Origin of the sequence: Leclercia sp. GLN_9, assembly GCF_043105735.1 — a bacterium.
GTDB lineage: Bacteria > Pseudomonadota > Gammaproteobacteria > Enterobacterales > Enterobacteriaceae > Enterobacter > Enterobacter adecarboxylatus.
Genome location: NZ_JBICLV010000017.1, coordinates 631494 through 654893, shown reverse-complemented (window position 1 = coordinate 654893; position 23400 = coordinate 631494). Strand labels below are relative to the sequence as shown.

Below are 23400 nucleotides of genomic sequence, written 5' to 3'. Positions count from 1 at the left end.
CTTCCGTCGGAAAGTTGATATCTGCCGGTTTTGCCCCGACGCTGAAACTATTTGATAAACCGCGTATTTTGCACAACACTGCCAGTAGTATAACTCTGATTCAGGAACGTCTATGTCCCTCACTCGCCCCAGAACGGAACGTGGCGCTTTCCCGCCCGGAACTGAACATTATGGCCGTTCATTCCTTGGCGCGCCCTTGATCTGGTTCCCTGCGCCGCAGGCCGATCGTAACAGCGGCCTGATCATTACCGGAACGCACGGGGATGAAAACTCCTCGATCGTGACCCTCTCCTGCGCCCTGCGCACGCTGGCGCCTGAGCTGCGTCGCCACCATGTCGTGCTCACCGTCAACCCGGACGGCTGTCAGCTGGGGCTGCGCGCCAATGCCCGTGGCGTGGATTTAAACCGAAACTTCCCGGCGGCAAACTGGCGGGAAGGTGAGACGGTCTACCGCTGGAACAGTGCGGCCCAGGACAGGGATGTGGTGTTATTGACCGGTGAAAAACCCGGCTCGGAGCCGGAAACGGAGGCGCTATGCCACCTGATCCACAAACTGCATCCTGCCTGGGTGGTGTCGTTTCACGATCCACTGGCCTGCATTGAAGATCCAGCCCACAGCGCACTGGGGCGCTGGCTGGCGGATGCGTTTTCGCTACCGCTGGTTACCAGCGTCGGTTATGAAACACCGGGGTCGTTCGGCAGCTGGTGCGCTGATTTAAGCCTGCACTGTATCACCGCCGAATTCCCGCCGATCTCGTCCGACGAGGCCAGCGAGAAGTACCTGAGAGCAATGACCGATCTGCTGCGCTGGGAGCCTCAGAGATGAACCACGCCGGTGGTGTAATGCAGCGCCGGTGAAACGTCCACCGCCAGCCAGGTCGGGCCATCCAGATCGGCAAACTGTACCTCGCCCGCCAGCGGCAAAGCCGCATTAATGGCACGCGAGGTGCAGAGCATACAGCCGAGCATCAGCGCAAAACCGTTCTCCCGCGCTTCGGCGGCCAGCGCCAGCGCTTCGGTGATCCCGCCAGTTTTATCCAGCTTAAGATTCACCATCTCGTAGCGCCCTTTCAGGGCGGACAGACTTTCGCGCGTATGACAGCTCTCGTCGGCGCAGATGGGGAGCGGATGAATAAAATTCGCCAGCGCCGCATCGTCACCCGCAGGCAGGGGTTGCTCAAGCATGGCGACATCCAGATCTGCCAGCAGCTGACAGCGTGCAGCAAGCCCTTCGCCGTGCCAGGATTCGTTGGCATCGACGATCAGCGTGGCCTGGGGTACAGCAGCGCGAATGGCGACCATGCGCTCGCTGATCAGACGATCGTCCAGCTTCACTTTCAGCAGCCGCGCCCCGGCAGCATACAGGGCTTTGGCGCTGGCGGCCATTTGCGCGGGTTCGCCGATCACCACCGTCTGCGCGGTCACTACCGTTTGCGGTAATGTGACTCCGGCCAGGGTCGCCAGCGAGATGCCCTGCTGGCGCGCGGCTAAATCCCAGAGGGCGCAGTCAACGGCATTGCGTGCCGCGCCCGGTGGTAACAGGGTTTGCAGGGCTTCACGGCTAAGCCCGCGCTCCAGTTCTGGTGCCAGGGCCATGATCTGCGCCATCACCGAGGCGATGCTTTCACCATATCGCGGATAAGGCGTACACTCCCCCACCCCTTTGACACCCTCTTCCTCTATTTCGACTACCACCACGCAGGCCTCGCTCCGGGCTCCCCGGGAGATGACAAACGGCGTATGCAATGGCCAGGCTTCTTCATAAACCTTGAGAGTTCTCATCACTCACTCCTGTATAGCGGCTTCGCGTAAATAGGGTTTGCTGTGATATTGGCTGATGACATACACTAACGGCGACGTTAACTATATGTAAACAGGAAGATAACTATGTCACAACTCGTTCATTTCCAGGGCAACCCGGTTTCTGTTGCAGGATCCATTCCTCAGACTGGCAGCAAAGCGCAGGCGTTTACGCTCGTGGCAAAAGATCTGTCTGACGTCGTGCTGAGCCAGTTCGCCGGCAAGCGTAAAGTGCTGAACATTTTCCCAAGCATCGATACCGGCGTGTGTGCCGCATCTGTGCGTAAATTCAACCAGCTGGCGACTGAAATGGACAACACTGTTGTGCTGTGCATTTCCGCTGACCTGCCGTTCGCCCAGTCCCGTTTCTGCGGTGCAGAAGGCCTGAGCAACGTTATTACCCTTTCCACCCTGCGCAACCCGGAATTCCTGGAGCAGTACGGTGTGGGCATCGCTGAAGGCGCCCTGAAAGGCCTGGCTGCTCGCGCGGTTGTGGTAATCGACGAAAACGACACTGTCGTGTTCAGTCACCTGGTGAATGAAATCACCACCGAGCCGGACTATGCTGCTGCGCTGGAAGCGCTGAAAGCGTAAGACCAAAAAGAAAGCCTCCCTGCGGAGGCTTTTTTGTTTTTACTCGTCGCCTTTCTTCTGGCTCAGACCGTACTCGCGCAGTTTATTGGCAATGGCGGTATGCGAAACGCCCAACCGTTTCGCCAGCTTACGCGTACTAGGGTAGTTACGATACAGCTGCGTCAATACCGAACGTTCAAAACGGCTGGTAATGTCATCCAGCGATCCTTCCATCGCCTCTTCGCCCACCGCCACCGTACCGGCGTCATAATCCGGCAGCAAAATGTCCTGCGGCCGCAGCTCATAGCCTTCAAGCTGGGTCAGCGCGCGATAGATCGCATTTTTCAGCTGTCGAATATTGCCCGGCCAGCCGTAGCGGGTAAGAACCGTGTTGAGATCGGCTGAAAACTTTGGTCGCGGGATGCCTTGTTCATCGGCAAAGCGCGCCACAAACAGCTCGGTCAGCGGCATGATGTCCTGCGGGCAATCGCGCAGCGGCGGGATATTCAACGTCAGTACGTTAAGGCGATAATAGAGATCTTCACGGAAGACGCCCTTCTGCACCAGCTCAACCAGGTTCTTCTGAGTGGCACAGATCACACGCACATCCACATGCACCTCATGATCTTCCCCCACCCGGCGGAATGTGCCGTCGTTAAGGAAACGCAGCAGTTTGGCCTGCATCCGCGGCGACATTTCGCCAATTTCATCCAGCAGCACCGAGCCGCCGTTGGCCTGTTCAAAGAAGCCTTTTTTGCCTTCCGGGGCGTGGCCGAACAGCTCGCTTTCAACAGCATCTTCCGGGATGGAAGCACAGTTCAGCGCCAGATAGGGTTTGCCCGCGCGCGGGCCTGCCTGATGCACCGCATGAGCCAGTAGATCCTTGCCGGTGCCGGTTTCTCCGGTGATGAGCAAAGGTGCCGTCAGATTCGCCAGCTTCCGCGCCTGCTCCACCACGTGGCGCATTTTCGGGCTGACGGCGATGATCTGGCTGAAGGCGCTGACATCCTGGCTGGACAGGTTTTGCAGCTGACGCCCCATGCGAACCGTCGAGCGCAGCATGATCACTGAGCCGGTCAAGGTGCGGTCGTCGTTGTCGCCCTGCAGATAGACCGGGGTGATCTCCATCAGGAAGTTCTGCCCGTTGATGATCACATGCTCGCTGTGGGTGGATCGCGGGTTGCTCTCCAGCCAGCGCTGGAAGTTAAAGCCGGGGATCAGCTGGGCGGCATTGTGGCTGCTGAGCTTGTCCTGCTCCTGGGCAAACAGCTGGCAACTCGCCAGGTTAGCCCGGTCAATTTTGCCTTTCAAATCCAATGATAAGAACGGCTCCGGCATCGCTTCCAGCAGCGCGCTGAGGGCCAGATGTTCACGCTCGGAGGGCATCCAGGGTACGGTGCGCACATCCGTAACGCCAGCGATACGGCGAATTTCAGCCATTAAGCTGCTGAAGGTATCGAATGCAATTTCGGCAAAGTTCAGGTAAATCTTCCCGATTGGGTCGATCTCGATGCCACGCAGATCAATGCTACGCAAAACAAGGAGATCAAGTAACTCGCGAGTCAGGCCGAGACGGTCTTTACAAAATACTTCCAGACGCATGGGAAAATCACTCTATAAGCCAGTAACCCTGAAATGATAAGCCAGATATCGGTAATCGGGAAGATAGCTGTCAACAAATATTGACAGCTTGTGAACCTCATGACGGAATATTGTGCGAGAAGATGTAACTACTGCGGTTTTTTGTTGAGGGTTTCTTTCAACTGACCAATCAATTCCCGGCGGAAATCGCCCAGGCGTGGTTTATCCTCCGCTGTCCACGGCAGAGGACGGCACAACTCCATCGCTTTGATCCCAAGTCTTGCAGTCAGCAATCCGGCGCCAATTCCCTGGGCAGCGCGGGCCGAGAGACGTGCGGCCAGATCCTGCGACATCCAGTCCATGCCTACTTCACGTACCACCTCACTGGCTCCGGCAAAGGCCATATTCAGCAGCACGAGGCGAAACAGACGCAGACGGCTGTAATAGCCCAACTCAATGCCGTACAGGGCGGCGATACGATTGATGAGACGCAGGTTGCGCCAGGCGATAAAGGCCATGTCCACCAGCGCCAGCGGGCTGACGGCAATCATCAGGGTCGACTCAGCCGCCGAGCGGCTAATCTCCCGCCGCGCCTGGCTGTCCAGCACCGGCTGGACCAGATGGGCATACAGCGAGACCACTTCCCGGTCATTCTGCGTTTCATGAATAGCGGCATACCAGCGTTGCAGTGCCGGATGAGACTGATCCAGCCCGGCCTGTTTCGCCAGTTTTTCGCAAAACAACCGTCCGTGGCCGGTGCCGTGGCTCTGCATCAAATCACGGGCTTCATCACGTTCGTGTGCGCGCTGGCGCAATCGCCATAAGCGGCGCCACTCGGTGGCGATGGAGCCTACGCCTGCCCCGACGATCAATGCCCCGGCCGCACAACCGCCCAGCGCCACCCAATCCTGGGTTTGCCAGGCATTCATCGCCCACTGCACGCCCTGCCCGACAACCGTGACACCGGCAACTACCAACCCGGCGCTCACCATTCTGCGCCACAGGCTGCGTTTAGGACGTAGCGCCGCTTCGACCACGGCTTCAGCTTGCCCCTCTTCGGCGGGGAGCATATCGGAAACGACCGGGGAAAACTGTTCTGCCTGGGTCGTATTGAAGGTTTGGGCGGCCTTGAAGGCCTCCTGCGGTTCCTGCTCCAGCGTACCGCTAAAATCCATACGCGGTTTTAAGAGTTCGGTCATCGCAATTTATCTCCAATTAAAAACTCCAGCGCGGCATCGAGGCGAATGTGCGGTAGCGGCTGATCGACCGTCATAACCTGCGGGCGAAAGGCTTCGAACTGGAAGCCCTGCTTTTCCCAGAACGCCTGGCCGGGCAGCCGGGCAGGCACCTCGCCGGGATAGACTGTTAACGGCGCACCATCACTCAGACGATGACCGCGCAGCGCCGGGATCTTGTCGCCATTGACGTCAATCAATCCGCTCTGGGTAGCCTGCACCGAGGCCAGTCCCAGACAATCCATGCTGATACCTTCAAACGCCGCGTTTTGCCATGCATCCTGCACCAGTTGCTGTAACAGCGAGACCATATTGGCATGCTGATCCACCGTAACGTGGTCCGCCTTGGTGGCGGCAAACAGCAGCTTGTCGATGACTGGCGAGAACAGGCGGCGGAACAGCGTGCGCTGTCCATAGTGGAAACTTTGCATCAGCTGGGTGAGCGCAAGGCGCATATCGTTGAAGGCCTGCGGCCCGCTGTTGAGCGGCTGCAGGCAATCCACCAGCACAATCTGGCGGTCGAAGCGTAAAAAATGGTTGGTGTAGAACCCTTTCACCACTTTTTCACAGTAATAGTTGAAACGCTCGCGCAGCATCCCGACGTTGGTCTGTTTATCCGCCTGGGCGAGCTTCGATTCACCGAAGGCGTCCACGTCCGGCCATGGGAAAAATTGCAGCGCCGGGGCGCCTGCCATATCCCCTGGCAGCACAAAGCGGCCCGGCTGGATAAAGTGCAGCCCCTCTTTCTTGCATTGATGCAGGTAATCGGTCCAGGCTTCCGAGATGGCCGCCAGTCGGTTTTCGTCGGCGGGTGCCAGTGGATCCAGTCCCTCACACAGGGTACGCCAGCGGGCTGACCAGGCCGCGCGTTGTCCCTGTAATAAACCGGTCATCTGCCGCGACCAGCTCAGGTAGTCCTGCGTCAGCATCGGCAGATCGAGCAGCCATTCGCCAGGATAATCGACAATCTCCAGATAGAGGGTGGAGGTCTCTGTAAAGTGACGCAGCAGCGAATCGTTCGAACGATAGCGCAGCGCCAGGCGGATTTCGCTCACGCCACGGGTCGGCGTTGGCCAGGTGGGCGGAGAGCCATACAGCTGGGCCAACCCTTCATCGTAAGTAAACCGGGGTATGCCAAAATCACGCTGCGGCACACGCTTCACGCCAAGAAGACGCTCTTCACGCACGGCGCTCAGCAAGGGTAAACGCGCCCCGGCATGCAGGTTAAGGAGCTGATTGACCATCGCCGTAATAAAAGCCGTTTTACCGCTGCGGCTCAGGCCGGTGACCGCGAGGCGCAAATGACGGTCAACCCCACGATTGATCAGAGAATTGAGTTCACTTTTAAATCGCTTCATCTCGGTCCTTCATTGCCTGCCAGTATGGAATAACTTGCTTCAGAATACAGTAAATTGGGGCAGATCGTTGATTATCAATTCATAATTATTGCTATTGCCGTTTTTTCTCCAGTAAGATGACCCGCATTGCCGTCTATCGGAGCGAGTAAGGTGTATGTCACCCACCATTTATGATATTGCGCGAGTTGCTGGCGTTTCGAAATCAACCGTGTCCCGGGTACTGAATAAGCAAACAAATATTTCCCCTGAAGCCAGGGAAAAAGTGTTGAAGGCGATTGAAGAATTAAATTATCAGCCTAATAAGGTTGCCCGCGCCCTCACCTCTTCTGGCTTTGACGCCATCATGGTTATTTCGACCCGCTCAACGAAAACGACTGCAGGCAATCCTTTTTTCTCAGATGTCCTTCATGCCATTACGGCAAAAGCAGAAGAGGAAGGGTTTGACGTCATTTTGCAAACGTCAAAAAGCAGTGAAGACGATCTGTTGAAATGCGTGAACAAAATAAAACAAAAGATGATTAAAGGGATCATCATGCTAAGCTCTCCGGCCAATGAATCCTTTTTCTCAACGCTGGACGCGTATGGCGTACCGGTGGTGGTAATCGGTAAAGTCGTGGGTGAATTTCAAAATATCTACTCTGTCGATACCGATAATTTTCACGACAGTGCCACCTTGACAGAGGCCTTTATTAAGGCCGGCCGACGCAAAATAGCCTGCCTGCACGCGCCGCTTGATTACCACGTTTCTATTGATCGTCTGGCAGGTTATAAAGCCAGCCTGGAAAAAAATCATATTGCTATTAACCCGGCGTGGATCGTTGATGGGGGATATACTCACGAGAGTGCCCTGTCGGCCGCCCGGGAATTACTTTCATCAGCTACGCCACCGGATGCGGTATTTGCCACCGACAGCATGAAGTTGCTCAGTCTTTATCGTGCAGCGGAGGCGTTAAATGTGGCCCTCCCGGAACAGGTTGCAGTGGCGGGTTACAGTGATCCCATGCTCTCTCTCATTTTGACACCTGCTCCCGGGGGGTTTGATATCCCAACCCGCAGACTGGGTGAAGAGAGTTGCAATCTGCTGTTCAACCGTATTGCAGGTAAACCCGCCTCCCATAAAGTGTTGGTTGAAACCCACTTTTCATTTGCTGACTCCGTTCGTTAAAACCAGGGGCCGTAGCCCCTGGTAAGCAGCCTGTCAGAACGCGTAATTTACGCCAACACCGGCGTAGTGGAAACGATCGTTCTTGCCTTCATCGTGGTTTTGCCACTCATAGGCATATTCCAGCGTCATGGATAAACCATTGTTGAAATCATAGGCATACAACAGACCCAGCCGGTTAAAATCATGCCCTTCACGGGAAGGATCGTCCTGCCAGTCCCAGTTCGACCAGCGGTCCAGACCCAGGCGAGTATAAGGCGTTAACGTGGTTTGCCCCATTGAAACAGGCAGATAGGCGCGAATCTCCTGGGTAGCAAATTCACCGTTATTACGCGAACCATCCATATTAAATCCGCGTTCTAAATAATAATTTATTTTCGCGGAGAAAATATTGTTAATGGTCCAGGTAAAGCCGGTTTCCGTTTCAACACGGCTGTCAGCATAGCCTGTTTTTTCAAGATCGTTAGCAAACTGATACATGGCTAACCAGCCGCTAAAACGCCAGTCATCGGTTAATTTAACATCCCAGTCAGGCTGGATTTTATAGCGCTGCATATTCGCGCTGCCGTCTTTAGCGCCGTGCTCATCTTTAAAGTGGTAGCCATAATTACGAAAACCGCCGGTCAGGCCGAGCGTCAAATCATCGGTACCAATAAAACGATAGCGCAATTCGAATTCTGGACGATCAAAATAACTGCCGCGGGTCATGCTACTATACTCAACCGTGCCCTCCTGATACATGGCAAGAGAGAACGTCCATGCATCCCAGGTTGCATTAAACCATACGGATGGTTCATATAACCCATCTTTATCTTCGCCCTGGCCTTCGACGTTTTCAATTTCGTACATGGCCCCGATATTAAATTCCCACTGTTTCGCCGTTTCGGTTGCTTGTGCGCAGCTAACCCCTGCGCAGAGAACAAGCGCAGCACTTTTTAGTAGAGTACTCATTAAAATATTCCCTCATTATTAACAGATAAAAAAACCGGAAATTCGCATTTCCGGCCAACACGCTTATTATCGAATAGCCATTTCAGTCTCAGCGTCAAAGAAATGGCACTTATTCATATCGAACTGGATACCAATATTATCTCCTGCCGCATAGTCATTCGCCGCACCAGCGCGCACAACCAGCTCATGCCCGCCGACGCTGGCATAAAGCATAAACTCAGCCCCGGTCAGTTCAGCTACGCTGACTTTGGCGTTAATGCTTTCATGTCCGCTTTGAGGGTAACAATATCTTCCGGCCGGATGCCAAATACCACGGCTTTACGCTGATAACCTCCCGTATTCAGAGCCGCAAGCTTGTCCTCCGGTATAGCCATACGTAATGTTTCGGTCACGAAATAACCATCGTCTATCGCACCGCGAATGAAATTCATCGCGGGGGAGCCGATAAAGCCAGCCACGAACATATTGGCCGGCTCGTTATACACCTGCTTTGGCGCCCCAACCTGCTGAATGATACCGTCCTTCAGGATCACAATACGGGTCGCCATGGTCATGGCTTCCGTCTGATCGTGGGTGACGTAAATCATGGTGGTGTTAAGCTTCTGGTGTAGCTTGCTGATTTCAGCACGCATCTGTACACGGAGCTTGGCGTCGAGGTTTGAGAGGGGTTCATCCATCAGGAACACCCCGGCTTCCCGGACGATCGCCCGGCCTAACGCCACGCGCTGCCGCTGGCCACCGGACAAGGCCCCAGGCTTGCGCTTGAGGTAGTCGCGTAAGCCCAGGATCTGGGCTGCCCAGTTAACCCGCTCCTCGATCACCGCTGGCGCGATTTTTTGCATCTTCAGGCCAAACGCCATGTTGTCGTAGACCGTCATATGCGGATAGAGCGCGTAGTTCTGGAAAACCATGGCGATATCACGGGATTTAGCCGGAACATCGTTCATGCACACGCCGTCGATCACCAGCTCGCCAGCGCTGATCTCCTCCAGCCCGGCAATCATGCGCAGCGTCGTCGATTTGCCGCATCCTGAAGGTCCGACGAAGACAATAAACTCTTTGTCCTCAATTTCGAGGTTGAAATCCTTCACCACGTGAACGTGGTTGTCATAGATTTTCTGAATGTGTTTCAGGGAGAGTTGAGCCATTGTTAGTTCCTTATCAGTACCGTCCGCGAGGCCCAGAAATCTGTCAGGCATTTCCAGGTCAGTTCCCGCGTTGAATGAAGTTGTATTCCCGCCTCATCGAGGCCAGGCCCAATCCCCACCGACAACATTCCTGCCGCGTTGATTGCCTGAATACCCGCGGCGGCATCTTCAATACCGATGGCCTCCCGTGGAGAGACATTCAGTCCCGCACAGGCGGCAAGGAAAATCTCCGGGTCCGGTTTGGAACGGGCAATGCGGGAAGCATCGGCGCAAAAATCAAACGCATGGTCTATACCCAGCGCCTGCAATATTCCCGGGGCATTCAGAGACACGGAGGCGAGGCCCGTTTTGACATTCGCCGCCCGGATCCCGGCAAGCACCTCGCGGATCCCCGGCAGCAGCGAGTCCTGCGTCAGCGAGGCTAACGACCGGACATAGAGAGCGTTCTTTTTAGCCGCCAGCGCCAGGCGTTGCTGTTCGTTAAACGCCCCCTCTTTCCCGCCATAGCGCAGGATCCGCTGCAAGGAGTCCATGCGGCTAATTCCCTTGAGCTCTTCATTGAAGGTTTCGTCAATGGATATGCCAATCTCCTGCGCCACGGTACGCCAGGCCAGAAAGTGGAGGTGCGCAGTGTCGGTAATCACGCCATCCAGATCGAATACAACCGCCTTAAGCATCATGGCTTCCCTCCGTGGTAGCGGTCCCAGTAACAGATGTCATAAAGTCCATGTAAGCAAAAGCCTGCGCCCCCGTTACGCTAAGGTTTTTGCCCCATAGCGTTAAGGTGACAGGTGCCGAGGTCTCAACCGTTAACGCCTCATTTTCAACGGTGAAGCGCATGTTTGCGTTCCGCCAGCGCAACGGGAAAATGAGTTTTTGCCAGTGGGCAGGAAGTTTCGGCGCCAGATGCAGTTCCCCGTCCACAATCTGTACACCCGCAAATCCCTGAACGACGCCAGACCAGATAGCACCGGTCGCGGCGGCATGAATACCGTCATCGCTGCTGTGCGGATCGTCACCCAGATCGATAGCAACACCGTCACGCCAGAAGGCGTAAGCCCCTTCCGTATCCCCGCAACGCGCGGTGACAATCCCGTGGATGGTTTTACTGAGCGACGAGTCGTGGATGGTGCGCGACTCGTAAAACGCCAGATTGGCGGCACACTGTTGTGAGGTAAAGCGTTCCGGCAACAGGTAGTTGAGCATGACCACATCCGCCTGCTTAAGGATCTGCATCTCGTTCACTTCAGCGCGTGAATAGTCCAGCAGGATGGTCTGTTTCCCCGCCTGCGCTTTGTAGCGGCTCAGGTCGATAGCCGGTTTTGCCATAAAGGTATCATCCTGTGGGATTACACCGTCGGCATTGGCTTCCGGTAGCCATAAGCGCGTCAGAAAATCGGCGGCCTTTTCCGTAAAACGCACATCTTCACGGTTAAACATCGACATAAACCGGCAAGCGCTGGCGACGTTATGCCAGGCCAGGTAGTTGGTATAAGCGTTGTTGTTCACGTGTTCCGTGTATTCATCCGGCCCAATCACGTCATGGATTTCGAGACGCCCTTTGACGTCGGTGGCCCGCCCCATCCAGAACGACGCGGTTTCCATCAGCAGCGTCACCCCTTCATTACGCATAAAGGCGTCATCCTGCGTCGCCTGCCAGTAAGCGACGACGGCCCAGGCAATATCTGCCACGATGTGATGTTCGGCCAGCGCGGAGGCCACCTTCTGGCGTACCCCCGTGCGAATATTGATCGCCGCGAACTCTGGCGTCTCTTCCTCCCCGCTTGCTGCGCTTTCCCAGGGGAACAGCGCACCAGGCCAGCCGTTACGACGGGCCTTCGCGCGTGCGCCCGGGAGGTTCAGCCAGCGGTAACGCAGCAGACTGCGTGCTATCTGCGGGCGGTTGAACAGATGGAAAGGCAGAAGGAATATTTCGGTATCCCAGAACACGTGGCCTTTATAGCCCTCACCGGTCAACCCTTTGGCCGCGATGCTGCATCGTTCGTCATGGGAAGGCGTCATGGCTGTCAAATGCCAGACCGCGTAATCCAGCGCCATCTGGTCCTGGTGTTCCGTGGATGCCACCTCCACCCGGCAATCGCGCCAGACCTTCTCCCAGGCGCAGGCTGAACGCGCCAGCAAAGAGGCGTAACCGCTGGTGGCACAGGCTTTAAGTTCGGCCAGCGCATGACGGGCGAAGGTTTCCACGGAGAGTGCTCTGTCGCTACGGTGAGCCACCCACACCAGTTTCTCGAGCGTGACGGTCTCCCCGCGGGAAACCGTCAGCGCATGGTGAACCTGGACGCGGCGGTTTTTGGCGGTGAAGCAACTGTCGCTCTCTGTCGAAAGGCGACAGAACGCGGAGATCACCACATCAGATGCATGGTCCTGTGTTTCGTAAATCCCCTGCATATAGTGCTGGTCAAATACCCTCACCGACATCTCATCCAGATGCTGCCTGCCGCTGTTGGTTTGGGTGGCGTCGATGCCAGTTTTCAAACCCACCTGCGAGGAGGCATCCAGTGGCGTGATGGCAAGTTGCATTGCCACTAACGGCAGAGGATCCAGCGCAACAAAACGGCGGCTTTCCAGCCGGTAGTCTTTTCCTTCAGGCGAGCGCCAGACGACGCTGCGACGCAGCTCGCCGTTGGCAAAAGCCAGCTCGCGTTGCCAGCTCAGGATCTCACCGGATAACAGGCTAAAGTTCTTGCCATCCAGCTCGATATCAAAACCGATAACATCCGGGAGATTAACCAGTTCGTTGGTCTCGTTACGACCCGCGCGATGGTAGAGGCCAGCAAGGTACATCCCTCTGGTTTGCCGGGTGTAGTCTTCCTCATGCGTGGCGCGAATGCCCATATAGCCGTTACCGCAGGCCATAATGGACGCGTATTTATTCAGGCTGTGCGGGCAGAAGCCCGGATCGGTTAATACAGACAGGTTCAGCATAACGTCACGCTTTCCCCTTTTTCGGCGGATTCATACAGTGCGGCAACTAATTGCTGGATCACCAGCCCCTGCTCCGCATCGGCGATCATGACCGGCTCCCCCAGCACGTGACGAACAAAGGCATCCATGCTGCGTAAATGCCGCTGGTCGTCAGCCTCTTCACGCTGGGTAAGGGTCTGTAACACACCAGCGTCATCCTGGTAGATATGGGCCGGAAACAGCGTTGCACCTGCCTTCTCACCGCAGAAGGCGACATTCATGATCGACTGCTCGCGGATATTCAGGGCAAAGGAGGTATCCAGACGCAGGATGCCGCCGTTGCAGAATTCGATCGTGCCAAACAGGGCATCCTCAACGGTAAATTGCGCAGGATCCCACGCGCCGAACTGGCCGCTGTTTTTATGGGTGCCCAGCTTCTGAAAGCTGTGCGCCGTGACGCGTTTTACCTGCGGGAAACCCAGCACATACATCGCGGCATCCAGCATATGAATACCGATATCAATCAGGGGGCCGCCCCCCTGCAGCGATTTGTTGGTAAAAACGCCCCATCCGGGTACACCGCAGCGGCGCAGCGCCTGCGCCGTGGTGAAGTAAATTTCACCGAATGTTCCGCTCAGCACCGCCTCACGCAGCAGTTGCGTATCGAGTGCAAAACGATGGTGAAAATCATACGCCAGCACTTTGCCCGCCCGGCGGGCCGCGACGCGCATTTCATCGGCCTCTTGTGGCGTCATGGCGGGTGGTTTTTCACACATCACATGACACCCGGCATTCAGCGCCGTCATGGCATGTTCAAAATGAAAGCGGTTGGGGGAACAAACGCTCACCACATCCGGTTTAACCGCCTGTAGCATCTCTTGTGCGTCCTGCCATGCCGCAGGGATAGCATGACGTTCCGCGAACGCCTGTGCCTGCTCCAGGCGGCTGTCCATGACAGCCACCATCTGAACATCGCTGCGCGTGGCGTAATACGAGGCATGCACTTTATCCGCGACCTGCCCGGCACCAATGATGGCGACGCGCAGGGGCGAAGGTGTTGAAGCACTCATCACGCTCGTCATCCTTAGCATTCACGCAAATAAGTGAGGGAATCCTGATAAGCCCGCGCAGGATCGTCGGCACGAACACGGCACTCATACACCACATAACCCTGGTAGTTATCGGCACGCAGCTGATCGAACAGGCTGGCAAAATCCAGGCTGCCGCTTCCCGGCTGATAGCGATGGTTATCCGCGATATGCACATGCCCCAGCAGATCGCGGTTGTGGTGCAGCGCATCGGTTAGCGAATCTTCTTCAATGTTCATATGATAGAAATCGCCGATGATCTGCACGTGCTTCAGGGCATTCTCTTCGATGTAGCGACGGGCATCGGCCAGGGTGTTGATCATGTGGTCCTGATAGCGGTTTAGCGGCTCCAGGTAGACGGTGGTCCCGGTGCGCGCAGCCACCTCGTCCAGCCAGCGCAGGGAAGCGTTTACCGCTTTGCGATCGCCGTCGAGGCTGCGCGGTGAAGTCATCGGTGGCAGGCGGAAGGTAAACATCCCCCAGGCCGCCGGAACGATAATGCCCTTCCCGCCCACTTCAGCGAGCGCTTCAAGAATGCGTTCAATCTGCTGTAACCCATTGAGACGACGCTCTTCAATGAAGTCACCGATCCAGCCGTCGTAGCCGCCGCAGGCCGTCGTCACCGGCAGACCCGTGGCTTTGATTGCGGCTTTCACTTCATCGAGGTTATCGACCAGCAGTTTGCCGTCAATTTCGTAGCCATCAAAACCCATCGCTTTGATGAACTGAAATTTCTCCATAATGTTGGTCGGGAAAAAGGCCTGGTTTTGTGTTGCGATCTTCATTATTTGCTGTCCTTAGCTTAAAAAGTGACGCCCATTTTGATACTGAGTTCCGGGTGCTGATCGACATACTTCATATAGCTTTCCGGGCTGGTGGTGAAAGTCACGACCGGGTCGATCAGATCTTCACAATTCAGGTAACCGTTCATCAACAATTCCCAGCAGGTCTCTTCGATACGCTTACGGCTCCAGCGCGGGTAGTCCGGGTTGGGTTCACTGCAGGCGCGGGAGAAGACAATCTTTGCATTGTTGAAATGCGCTTCGCGACCGAGGTTGAAACCCGCGGCAAACGGCTTAGCGAACGCAACGTAGGAGATGGTTCCGCCGTAGGCGAGTCCGCGCAGCGCAGACTGCAACGCATCCGCAAAACCGCTGGTCTCAATGATCACGTCCGCACCCTGCTTACCGGTCAGTTTTTTGATTTCCAGGCCAACATCGGTACCGATTGGGTTCAGACAGTGATCCGCGCCATGACGGCGTGCGATTTCACAGCGATGTTCGATAGGATCGACACCGATGACGACTGACGCCCCGGCTTTTTTTGCCAGCTGAATAGCAATCTGTCCGATGGCACCCAGACCGACCACAACGACAAAGTCGCCCACACGGACGTTGGCATCGCGTACACCGCTCATGGCGAACTGCGCCGGATCGTAGCAAACGGCGTTTTTCCAGGAGGCGCCCTGCGGCATTTTGCGCAATTTGTAGTTGTCTACGGCATTGACGATCACCGTCTCCTGCAGCGGACCGTAGCAGCAGACGCTGTCGCCGATCTGGTACTCCGTCACATCCTCGCCGCATTCAATGATGTCGCCCACGACCATATTGCCTAACTGGAACTTGCCGAACTCGATCCCGCGGGCTGCGCCCTCTTCACGCGGGGTAAACATCTGCCATTCCGCGTTAAACTCTTCGTCGATAAAGGGACTCGCCGCACGAAAATCCACCACTTCGGTGCCGTGTTTCGGCGCGCCGAAACGGACGCGAATTTTGACTTCATGTGCCGCCACAGGACGATCTTCATAGTCCACCAGCGCCGCCACGCGCGGCGCGATCGCAACTAACTTCTTCATGATTCACTCCTTGTTAAAATCGGCCGCCTTAGCCCTTAACGCCACCGGCGGTCAAACCACTTTTAATAAAACGTTCAGACAGCGCGTACATGATGACCACCGGCAGTGCCGTCACCAGCGATGCCGCCATCATGCGACCCCAGATGTAATCCGGCGTACTGAAGAGGGTGTTCAGCCCGACAGGCAAGGTGAAGTTGCTGGCGCTGGACAGGAAAATGGAGGCAAACAGATAGTCGTTCCACGCCACCATAAAGCAGTAGACAAAGACCGACACCAGCCCGGAAATCGCCAGCGGCACGGTGATGCGGAAGATGATTTGCAGGCGGTTCAGGCCATCCATCATCGCGGCTTCTTCTATTTCGTCCGGGATGGTGTCGAAATAGCTGCGCAGCATAAATACCGCCGTCGGTAGGGTCTGGGTCACCATGGTGATGATGAGCGCCAGTTCGGTGTCATAAATGCCTAATGCGGTAATGATTTTGAACAGCGGTACCACCAACAAAATCCCGGAGAACATGTAGACGGTGTAAAAGCTCGCGTTGATCGTCGCGCGCCCTTTAAAACGCAGTTTGGAGAGTGCGTAAGCGCCCAGCGTGCCGAGGAAAACGGCAATGACCGACGAGGTTAACGACACCACCATGCTGTTGCGGAAGTAGTCCACAAACGGGAAGATCAGCGGATTAAAGATGTCGACATAATGCTGTAGCGTCCATGCCTGCGGCAGAATGGTCGGATGGAGCGATATCGCCTCTTTCGCGCTCTTGAACGAGGTCATCAGCATCACGAAGAACGGGAACAGCGTGATAATCAGGAATACCGCCAGCCCCAGGTAGAAACCAATCCGGCCCAGGATGCGTTTATTTGTTGCCATTGAGGTTTACCCTTTTTCTGGTGAGCAGAATGACGGTGAAGATGATCACGAACAGCACGACAGAAATTGCGGCGGCTTTACCCAGATCATTGAATGCAAAGGCGGTCTTGTAGAGATAGACGCCCAGGATATCGACCTTGGTGGTGAGCAGATACACATCCGCAAACATGTAGAACATCCAGATGGTTCGCAGTGTGATAACCGTGGCCAGTACCGGCATAATCGCGGGCAACGTGAAGATGCGAAAACGCTGCCATGCATTCGCGCCGTCCATTTCAGCCGCTTCGTACAGCGACTTATCAATGGTCTGCAATATCGCGAGGAACGAGATAAACGCGTACGGGAAGTAGCGCCAGATGGCGAACAGCACCACCAGGACAAAACTGCTGCCTGGGTTGTCGAACCACAGCGGCGCCTGGTCATACAGATGCAGCAGATCCACGCCCAGATAGTTCACAATCCCATAGCCATTGTTGAACATGTACTTCCAGGCAAACACAAGCGAGATCGACGGTGTAACGTAAGAGAGGATCACCAGAGAACGCGCCGTTTTGCGCAGGCGAAACTCCCGATTAAAGAAGATGGCAACGGCCAGCCCTAACCCGGTGCTACCTATGACCACCAGCGCCGTATACCAGAAGGTCATCCACAGCGAATGCCAGAACGCCGCATCACTCAAAATACGGATGTAGTTATCGAACCCGACAAACACCGCACTGACTCGCGGGTTTAAAGGCAAGCGTAAAAAACTGATTTCAATGTTGGAAATCATCGGCCAGGCCACAAGGCCCCCCAGCAAAATCAGGCTGGGGGCCAACAGCAGCATGGCGAAAGGCATATCTGATCGACCAGAAAACAACGTCTTCATAATTCCCTTCCGCAGTGCGCTCCTATCGTTGTGAAATCAGGTCAGTCAGTCGCGTCTGGCTATTGCTTAACGTTGCGCTGAGATCCTGTTGCCCCACCGTCACGTTATGCACCATGGAACTGATGATGCCGGAACCCGTCACGTCGCCCATGCGGGTGAAATTTTTATCTCCCACGGCGCCAAACACCTGCACATTCGGGAACTGCGCGATCAGCTCATAAGGCAGTTGACCAAAGGCCTTGATCACCTCGTTGTTTTTCCAGGTTTCGGTGCCGACCACCAGCTTGTTCACCGGCAATGCCGCGCCCGGGGACATCATGACCCAGTCGGTGGCGGTTTGAGCCTGTTCCATCCAGGTAACAAATTTCTCTGCCGCTTTGGTTTCTTCTTCGGTTTGACCGGTAGTGATAGTCAGCGAGGTGACCATGCCATAGACCGCCGAGGAGGTTTCAGTCGGGACGACGAATCCCAGATTGGCGGGATTTCCGTCTTTGAAGACAGCCGGCAGGATGTAGGTGGAGTAGACGGCCATTGGCGCAGAGCCATTCATAAAGGCGTCTTTGATCTCCATAACATCGTTCGATCCCGGCATGGTGGTCGCCGCCAGCTCTTTATAAAACGCCAGCGCTTTGGCCATTTCCGGCGTGTTAATTTCGACATCACCTTTGGCATTAAACACGTTTGCACCACCCGACAGAGCAAACTGCGAGAACGCTTGCTCAGTCATCACGCTCTCAGCAGTAGGCAGGGCAATGCCGTAATGTTTACTGGCCGGATTGTTCAACATCTGGCTGGTTTTCAGCAGCTGTTCCCAGTTTTTCGGCTCTTCAAGACCCGCTGCCGCAAGTACGTCCTTGTGGTACCAGACGCCGGAAAGCCAGGCGCTGATCGGCACACCCGTCCAGGCTTCGCCATCTTCAGTGCGAACGACGCGCAGGATCCCGTCGTAGAAGGTGTTTTCGCCCACAGCATTAATGGTTTCGCTAATAGCAGCACGATCCAGCAGCTGCTCTTTATCCATGACTTTGGCGTAATCGTGGCTGACTTCGATTACTTCAGGCAGGGCGTTGGTACGGGCCAGCGTAATCACCTTGGTGTTATAGGCATCCTCTTCCACCGGCACCTGTTTCACCTTGATGGTCGGATTCTCTTTCTCGAATTTCTCAATCAGTTTTGTAATAACTGCCTGTCGCTCCTGTTCGACAGACGAGTGCATAAACTCAATGGTGACGTTAGACTGTTGGTCTTCCTTGCAACCTGATAACAGGGCGCACGAAACCAGTGCTGATATCAGCACAATTCTGGGCATTTTCATTTTATAGGTCCTTTTTAGTTTTCTTTAATCCACATGACCTGCCATGGATTTAGGGACAGAGTCGTACTACGAATATCCTCTCCGGCGATTAACTCCCTTCCGGTTTCAATATCTGAATGAATATTTTGCTGTTGATTGCTGAAATTAAATAATGCAGTAATGCGCTCGCCATTATCCGCAGTACGAATAATTTTGAAAACATGCGTTCCTGACGTTTCGAAAATCGTCTGACTGTCTGGATGGAAGGCTTTTTCTGTCCGACGCACCGCAATCAATTGTGTCAGTCGATGGTAAATGCTATGACGAAGGCTCTTGTTATCCTCAAGTTCGGCATCTATTTCCCCGGCGCGGTATTTTTTCCGGTTAATGGCGCGGTTATACCCCAGCCGCTCTACCCCGTCATAATCGTTACGGGAACCCAGAATAGTTTGGATATACACTGCAGGCACGCCCGGGAAACTTAACAGAACAGCATGAGCCAGAATAAATCGGGCGATGCGCTCATTATCCTCACTCTCCTTCGCACTTAACGCATCGAGATAGGTCACATTAATTTCATAGGGGCTTCGGGTGCCATCAGGATTATTTTTCCAGTTAACCAGCGCCCCTTCTTGTTGCAATTTCTCTACCAGCGAGAGGATCTCTGACTCCGGTAAAATTCCGCGTAAAGGATTAAGGCCGATGCCGTCATGCGAAGCCAGGAAGTTAAACCAGGTGGTTTTCATGGAAGGCAGCTTCAGCGATGACGCCCACTGACAGAGCGCCCGGACATCCTGACAATGGACGGCGTGCAGCACAAGCGGAGGCAGAGAGAACTGATAAACCATCTGCGCTTCATTTTCACCATCACCAAAGTAAGAGATGTTGTCTTTATGCGGAACGTTTGTCTCCGTAATCAGCACCGTACCTGGAGCCACCCTGTCCGTGATGGCGCGGAAAAGCTGAATAAGGCGATGCGTTTGTTCCAGATGAATGCAGTTTGTTCCAGGGATTTTCCACATAAAGCCGACGGCATCCAGGCGGATATAACGAGCCCCTTCCATAAGGTAATGCAGCAGCACATCCACCATCACAATCAGCACTTCAGGAGAGGCGAAATTGAGATCGATCTGGTCTTCGCTGAAGGTGGTCCAGAGATGGCGGACGCTGCCATCATGAAGCGTGAAAGGTGTCAGAAGGGGTAAAGCCCGGGGCCGTGTCACTGCGGACAAATCAGTTTCGGGATCGACGGAAATAAAGAAATCTTCATACCCCGGCGTCTGGTTAATATAATTTTCAAACCATTTACTTTTCGCCGACATATGATTGCAAACGAAGTCAAACATCAAGCTGGCTGACTTTTTTAATTCCGCGACATCACGCCACGAACCCGTTTCAGGTGCAACTTCATGATAATCGATGACGGAAAAACCATCGTCAGAAGACCAGGGGTAAAAAGGCAGAAGATGGACATGAGAAAATGAGCGAGAGAGCCACTCATTATAAAATCGGGTAAAAACCGGGAGAGCTTTCTCCCCTGGCGCAGAGAACTGATCGGCATAAGTAATCAGGACAATATCTTTTTCATCCCAGCCTGCTTTACGCTTTCCCGTAATTACAGACCCAGCGTTGTCAATTTTCTCAAGCAGCACCTTTAAATGCGCCTCAGAAAAAGACTCTCCGTAAACAAAGTTTATTAAACTCTTAATTTTAGCGTTCACATTGTTTTCCATGGTAGCGGTCCCACGGAGGGCAATCTACTCCCATGAAAAATATCTGTCAACGGACAAGCAAGGAGAAAAAGGGATTCGCAAAGCAGCTCAGCGCATTATTGTGAACTGCCGCAAAGAAAGCAGGAAATCAGAGAAATGCTACCTGCCCTCTCCATATAAAGGAAAGGGCTCAGGTAATAGGGAGATCAGGAGAAGTAACGACGGGAAACGCGGTTTGCCAGCTTCTTCAGCATGGGCTCCAGCGCCACAGCCAGTAACATTCTTACCGGCTTACGCGCAACAGACTTAATGGCCCAGCCCGCGACGCCTGCCGGGCCGTAACGCAGTGCAGTCAGTAAAAACAGCTTCCCTGCGAATTTCAGGCCCGGCTTAACCTGCTGTCCGGCCTGTTGCCAGCGTTGATTCATATGAGTTCTCTCAGTTAAAGCTGACGAAAACGGCTTCGCAGCGAGAAAGTGTCAGAGGTGACATACCGCTCCATCTCACGCAGGCGTTGCTCGCCTGCCGACAGTTGGGCATCCACCGCGTCCAGCAGTTCACTGCTGGTTGGGGCATTCTCATCGCTCATCGCGCTGTCAGGCATAGGGTCCAGCACGAAAGATAAAATGATGTAGGCCACCAGGGTAATAAACGCCAGACCAAAGAAAATGGAGAGCACCGTCACCACGCGTACCAGCTTTACCGGCACGTCGAGGTAGTGCGCCAGGCCGGCGCAGACGCCGCGTACCATCCCCTGCTGGGGGATACGCCACAATTTTTTATTCAGATTCAGTCCGGCCATTAGCGATCCCTCCAGTTCGGATGTTCCGCATCCAGGATCGCTTCCAGCGCCTGAATACGTTCACGCATTTTATTCGCCTCCTGGGTCAGTTGCGCCAGACGCTGCTGTTCGCCTTGCGACAGCTCGCCCCGGGAAGAACGGTTGCTGTAATGCAGCCATAACCAGATCGGCAGTACAAACAGCACAAAAATGGTTAGCGGAATGGCAAGAAAAAGCGCGCTCATGTCTACTCCTTGTCTTACGATGAGTGGCGGCGCCAGCTGGCGCCGCAGGTATTATTATTGATTGTCTTGTTTCATTCTGGCCTTCAGCGCGGCCAGTTGCTCGCTGATTTCATCATCCGCTTTCAGATCGGCAAACTGCTGATCCAGCGTCTTCTGTTTGCCAAAGCTGTGGCTTTCGGCTTCGGCTTCCATCTGATCGATACGACGCTCAAATGACTCGAAACGGGCCATGGCTTCATCGATCTTGCCGCTGTCCAATTGACGGCGCACATCGCGTGAAGAGCTGGCTGCCTGGTGACGCAGCGCCAGAGCCTGCTGGCGGGCGCGGGTTTCGCTCAGTTTGTTCTCCAGCTCCGCAATCTCTTTTTTCATGCGGGTGAGCGTGTCATCTACCAGCGTAACTTCCTGCTCCAGCGTCGCGACGATGTCAGTCAGCTTCTGTTTTTCGATCAGCGCGGAACGGGCCAGATCGTCTTTATCTTTACGCAGCGCCAGTTCGGCTTTTTCCTGCCATTCGCTCTGTTGGGCAGTCGCTTGTTCAATGCGGCGAGAAAGTTGCTTCTTCTCTGCCAGCGCACGGGCGGAGTTTGAACGTACTTCCACCAGCGTATCTTCCATCTCCTGAATCATCAGGCGCACCAGCTTCTGTGGATCTTCCGCTTTTTCCAGCAGCGAGTTGATGTTGGCGTTCACGATGTCGGCAAAACGAGAAAAAATACCCATAATTGAATCCTCACATTTCTGTTATCGGGCTAAGCCCTGCTGCATAGCTGATACAAATCCCGTGCCAGTTTTTTATCTTATTGATTTTATGAGAGGTGATTGCTTTTTCACCCGTTCCACTCTACTCTCGCTTAGTGAATCACACCACTAAATGGTTAATTTCATCATGTCTGAATTTAAAGATACCTTATTAGGGGAAGCGAACAGCTTTCTTGAAGTCCTGGAGCAGGTTTCCCGCCTGGCACCGCTGAATAAACCGGTATTGATCATCGGGGAGCGCGGCACCGGGAAAGAGCTGATTGCCAACCGCCTGCATTACTTATCCGGGCGCTGGGATGGCCCCTTTATCTCCCTGAACTGCGCCGCACTGAACGAAAACCTGCTTGATACCGAACTGTTCGGTCATGAGGCGGGGGCCTTTACCGGGGCGCAGCGTCGTCACCCCGGACGTTTCGAGCGCGCCGATGGCGGTACGCTGTTCCTCGATGAGCTGGCCACCGCCCCGATGCTGGTGCAGGAAAAACTGCTGCGCGTGATTGAATACGGCGAGCTGGAGCGCGTGGGCGGCAGTCAGCCGTTGCAGGTCAATGTTCGTCTGGTCTGCGCCACCAACGCCAACCTGCCGGAGATGGTCGAGCAGGAGCGGTTTCGCGCCGACCTGCTGGATCGGCTGGCCTTTGATGTCGTCAATCTGCCACCGCTGCGCGAGCGGCGCAGCGATATCATGCTGCTGGCCGGGCAGTTTGCCATTCAGATGTGCCGCGAGCTGGGGCTGCCCCTGTTTCCCGGTTTCAGTCAGCGCGCCCGTGACACGCTGCTCGACTACCGCTGGCCGGGGAACATCCGTGAACTGAAAAATGTGGTTGAGCGTTCCGTCTATCGCCATGGCAGCAGCGAAACCGAGCTGGATGAGATTGTGATCGATCCGTTCAGTCGTTCCACCCCCTCTCCCGCCGATAAGCCCCACTCCGCGGCGTCGCCGGTCCTGCCCCTGGATTTACGCCAGTTCCAGCAGACGCAGGAGAAGCAACTGCTGGAGCAGAGTCTGCGGGAGGCAAAATATAATCAGAAACGCGCGGCTGAACTGCTGGGGCTGACCTACCACCAGCTAAGGGCATTGCTCAAAAAGCATCAAATGCGCTGACAATAACAGCACTTATCCGCAGACATTTTTACGAAGCAGGTGTAAGTGCGATACACTTTGCAGATCGTCACTAAAAACCTTAA

The 23400-nt window shown here is 54.9% G+C and carries 22 protein-coding genes and 1 pseudogene; 4 read left to right on the top strand and 19 right to left on the bottom strand.

Annotated features, from left to right (window positions below):
* Nucleotides 1-112: 112 nt before the first annotated feature.
* The gene (gene mpaA, locus ACF8PE_RS13960) at nt 113-826 is read left to right on the top strand and encodes a murein tripeptide amidase MpaA (RefSeq protein WP_392494990.1); all 714 of its coding nucleotides are present in this window, start codon (nt 113-115) and stop codon (nt 824-826) included.
* Here the strand turns inward: mpaA and ycjG are convergent.
* Complete coding sequence (gene ycjG / locus ACF8PE_RS13955; RefSeq protein WP_103793328.1) at nt 817-1782, bottom strand: L-Ala-D/L-Glu epimerase; 966 nt, start codon at nt 1780-1782, stop codon at nt 817-819. The genes mpaA and ycjG overlap by 10 nt on opposite strands.
* Before the next feature lie 105 nt (nt 1783-1887).
* On the opposite strand from ycjG, the gene tpx reads away from it, so the two are divergent.
* Entirely contained in the window at nt 1888-2394 is a 507-nt protein-coding gene (gene tpx / locus ACF8PE_RS13950; protein ID WP_032611112.1) for a thiol peroxidase, read from the top strand.
* A 39-nt stretch (nt 2395-2433) separates the two neighbouring features.
* Here the strand turns inward: tpx and tyrR are convergent, their stop codons facing one another.
* The 3 genes from tyrR to ACF8PE_RS13935 form a co-directional block, all read right to left on the bottom strand.
* Nucleotides 2434-3975: a transcriptional regulator TyrR gene (tyrR, locus tag ACF8PE_RS13945; protein WP_103793327.1), complete on the bottom strand. Its 1542-nt coding sequence runs from the start codon at nt 3973-3975 to the stop codon at nt 2434-2436.
* Nucleotides 3976-4103: 128 nt separating this feature from the next.
* The gene (locus tag ACF8PE_RS13940; RefSeq protein WP_392494989.1) at nt 4104-5153 is read right to left on the bottom strand and encodes a TIGR01620 family protein; all 1050 of its coding nucleotides are present in this window, start codon (nt 5151-5153) and stop codon (nt 4104-4106) included.
* A complete protein-coding gene (locus ACF8PE_RS13935; RefSeq protein WP_130588727.1) occupies nt 5150-6547 on the bottom strand; it encodes a YcjX family protein in 1398 nt (465 codons plus the stop codon). The genes ACF8PE_RS13940 and ACF8PE_RS13935 overlap by 4 nt, the downstream gene beginning before the upstream one ends.
* A gap of 154 nt (nt 6548-6701) precedes the next feature.
* Between ACF8PE_RS13935 and ACF8PE_RS13930 the strand changes: the two genes are divergently transcribed.
* Complete coding sequence (locus ACF8PE_RS13930) at nt 6702-7712, top strand: LacI family DNA-binding transcriptional regulator (protein WP_117385517.1); 1011 nt, start codon at nt 6702-6704, stop codon at nt 7710-7712.
* 33 nt (nt 7713-7745) lie between these two features.
* On the opposite strand, the gene ACF8PE_RS13925 is transcribed toward ACF8PE_RS13930, so the two are convergent.
* From ACF8PE_RS13925 to pspA, 15 genes and pseudogenes are all read right to left on the bottom strand, one after another.
* Complete coding sequence (locus tag ACF8PE_RS13925; RefSeq protein ID WP_103793326.1) at nt 7746-8660, bottom strand: OmpG family monomeric porin; 915 nt, start codon at nt 8658-8660, stop codon at nt 7746-7748.
* A gap of 66 nt (nt 8661-8726) precedes the next feature.
* Nucleotides 8727-9808 (bottom strand): annotated as a pseudogene (locus ACF8PE_RS13920) (ABC transporter ATP-binding protein).
* 2 nt (nt 9809-9810) lie between these two features.
* Nucleotides 9811-10488 (bottom strand): beta-phosphoglucomutase, encoded by a 678-nt coding sequence (gene pgmB, locus ACF8PE_RS13915; RefSeq protein ID WP_191152565.1) that lies wholly within the window; start codon nt 10486-10488, stop codon nt 9811-9813.
* Nucleotides 10478-12757, bottom strand: a complete 2280-nt coding sequence (locus ACF8PE_RS13910) for a glycoside hydrolase family 65 protein (protein ID WP_392494988.1) — start codon at nt 12755-12757, stop codon at nt 10478-10480. The genes pgmB and ACF8PE_RS13910 overlap by 11 nt, the downstream gene beginning before the upstream one ends.
* Entirely contained in the window at nt 12751-13809 is a 1059-nt protein-coding gene (locus ACF8PE_RS13905; protein ID WP_392494987.1) for a Gfo/Idh/MocA family protein, read from the bottom strand. The genes ACF8PE_RS13910 and ACF8PE_RS13905 overlap by 7 nt, the downstream gene beginning before the upstream one ends.
* 11 nt (nt 13810-13820) lie before the next feature.
* Complete coding sequence (locus ACF8PE_RS13900) at nt 13821-14609, bottom strand: sugar phosphate isomerase/epimerase (RefSeq protein WP_032611128.1); 789 nt, start codon at nt 14607-14609, stop codon at nt 13821-13823.
* Between the two features lie 17 nt (nt 14610-14626).
* Nucleotides 14627-15679 carry a zinc-binding alcohol dehydrogenase gene (locus ACF8PE_RS13895; protein ID WP_103793322.1) on the bottom strand — a complete coding sequence of 351 codons (1053 nt, stop codon included), beginning with the start codon at nt 15677-15679 and terminating at the stop codon, nt 14627-14629.
* Between the two features lie 28 nt (nt 15680-15707).
* Nucleotides 15708-16550 (bottom strand): carbohydrate ABC transporter permease, encoded by an 843-nt coding sequence (locus ACF8PE_RS13890; RefSeq protein ID WP_077227342.1) that lies wholly within the window; start codon nt 16548-16550, stop codon nt 15708-15710.
* Complete coding sequence (locus ACF8PE_RS13885) at nt 16537-17418, bottom strand: carbohydrate ABC transporter permease (RefSeq protein WP_392494986.1); 882 nt, start codon at nt 17416-17418, stop codon at nt 16537-16539. Before ACF8PE_RS13885 ends, ACF8PE_RS13890 begins: the two co-directional genes overlap by 14 nt.
* Nucleotides 17419-17440: 22 nt before the next feature.
* The gene (locus ACF8PE_RS13880; RefSeq protein ID WP_392494985.1) at nt 17441-18733 is read right to left on the bottom strand and encodes an ABC transporter substrate-binding protein; all 1293 of its coding nucleotides are present in this window, start codon (nt 18731-18733) and stop codon (nt 17441-17443) included.
* Nucleotides 18734-18747: 14 nt separating this feature from the next.
* Nucleotides 18748-20445: a sugar phosphorylase gene (locus tag ACF8PE_RS13875; protein WP_392494984.1), complete on the bottom strand. Its 1698-nt coding sequence runs from the start codon at nt 20443-20445 to the stop codon at nt 18748-18750.
* A gap of 185 nt (nt 20446-20630) precedes the next feature.
* Nucleotides 20631-20852, bottom strand: coding sequence for a phage shock protein PspD (gene pspD, locus ACF8PE_RS13870; protein ID WP_150871379.1), 222 nt, complete (start codon nt 20850-20852; stop codon nt 20631-20633).
* 14 nt (nt 20853-20866) lie between these two features.
* Nucleotides 20867-21226, bottom strand: coding sequence for an envelope stress response membrane protein PspC (pspC, locus tag ACF8PE_RS13865; protein WP_059307726.1), 360 nt, complete (start codon nt 21224-21226; stop codon nt 20867-20869).
* Nucleotides 21226-21450, bottom strand: a complete 225-nt coding sequence (gene pspB / locus ACF8PE_RS13860) for an envelope stress response membrane protein PspB (RefSeq protein WP_032611139.1) — start codon at nt 21448-21450, stop codon at nt 21226-21228. The genes pspC and pspB overlap by 1 nt, the downstream gene beginning before the upstream one ends.
* A gap of 54 nt (nt 21451-21504) precedes the next feature.
* A complete protein-coding gene (gene pspA, locus ACF8PE_RS13855; RefSeq protein ID WP_032611140.1) occupies nt 21505-22173 on the bottom strand; it encodes a phage shock protein PspA in 669 nt (222 codons plus the stop codon).
* A gap of 151 nt (nt 22174-22324) precedes the next feature.
* Between pspA and pspF the strand changes: the two genes are divergently transcribed.
* Nucleotides 22325-23317, top strand: a complete 993-nt coding sequence (pspF, locus tag ACF8PE_RS13850) for a phage shock protein operon transcriptional activator (protein WP_164540546.1) — start codon at nt 22325-22327, stop codon at nt 23315-23317.
* The last annotated feature ends 83 nt before the right edge of the window (nt 23318-23400 follow it).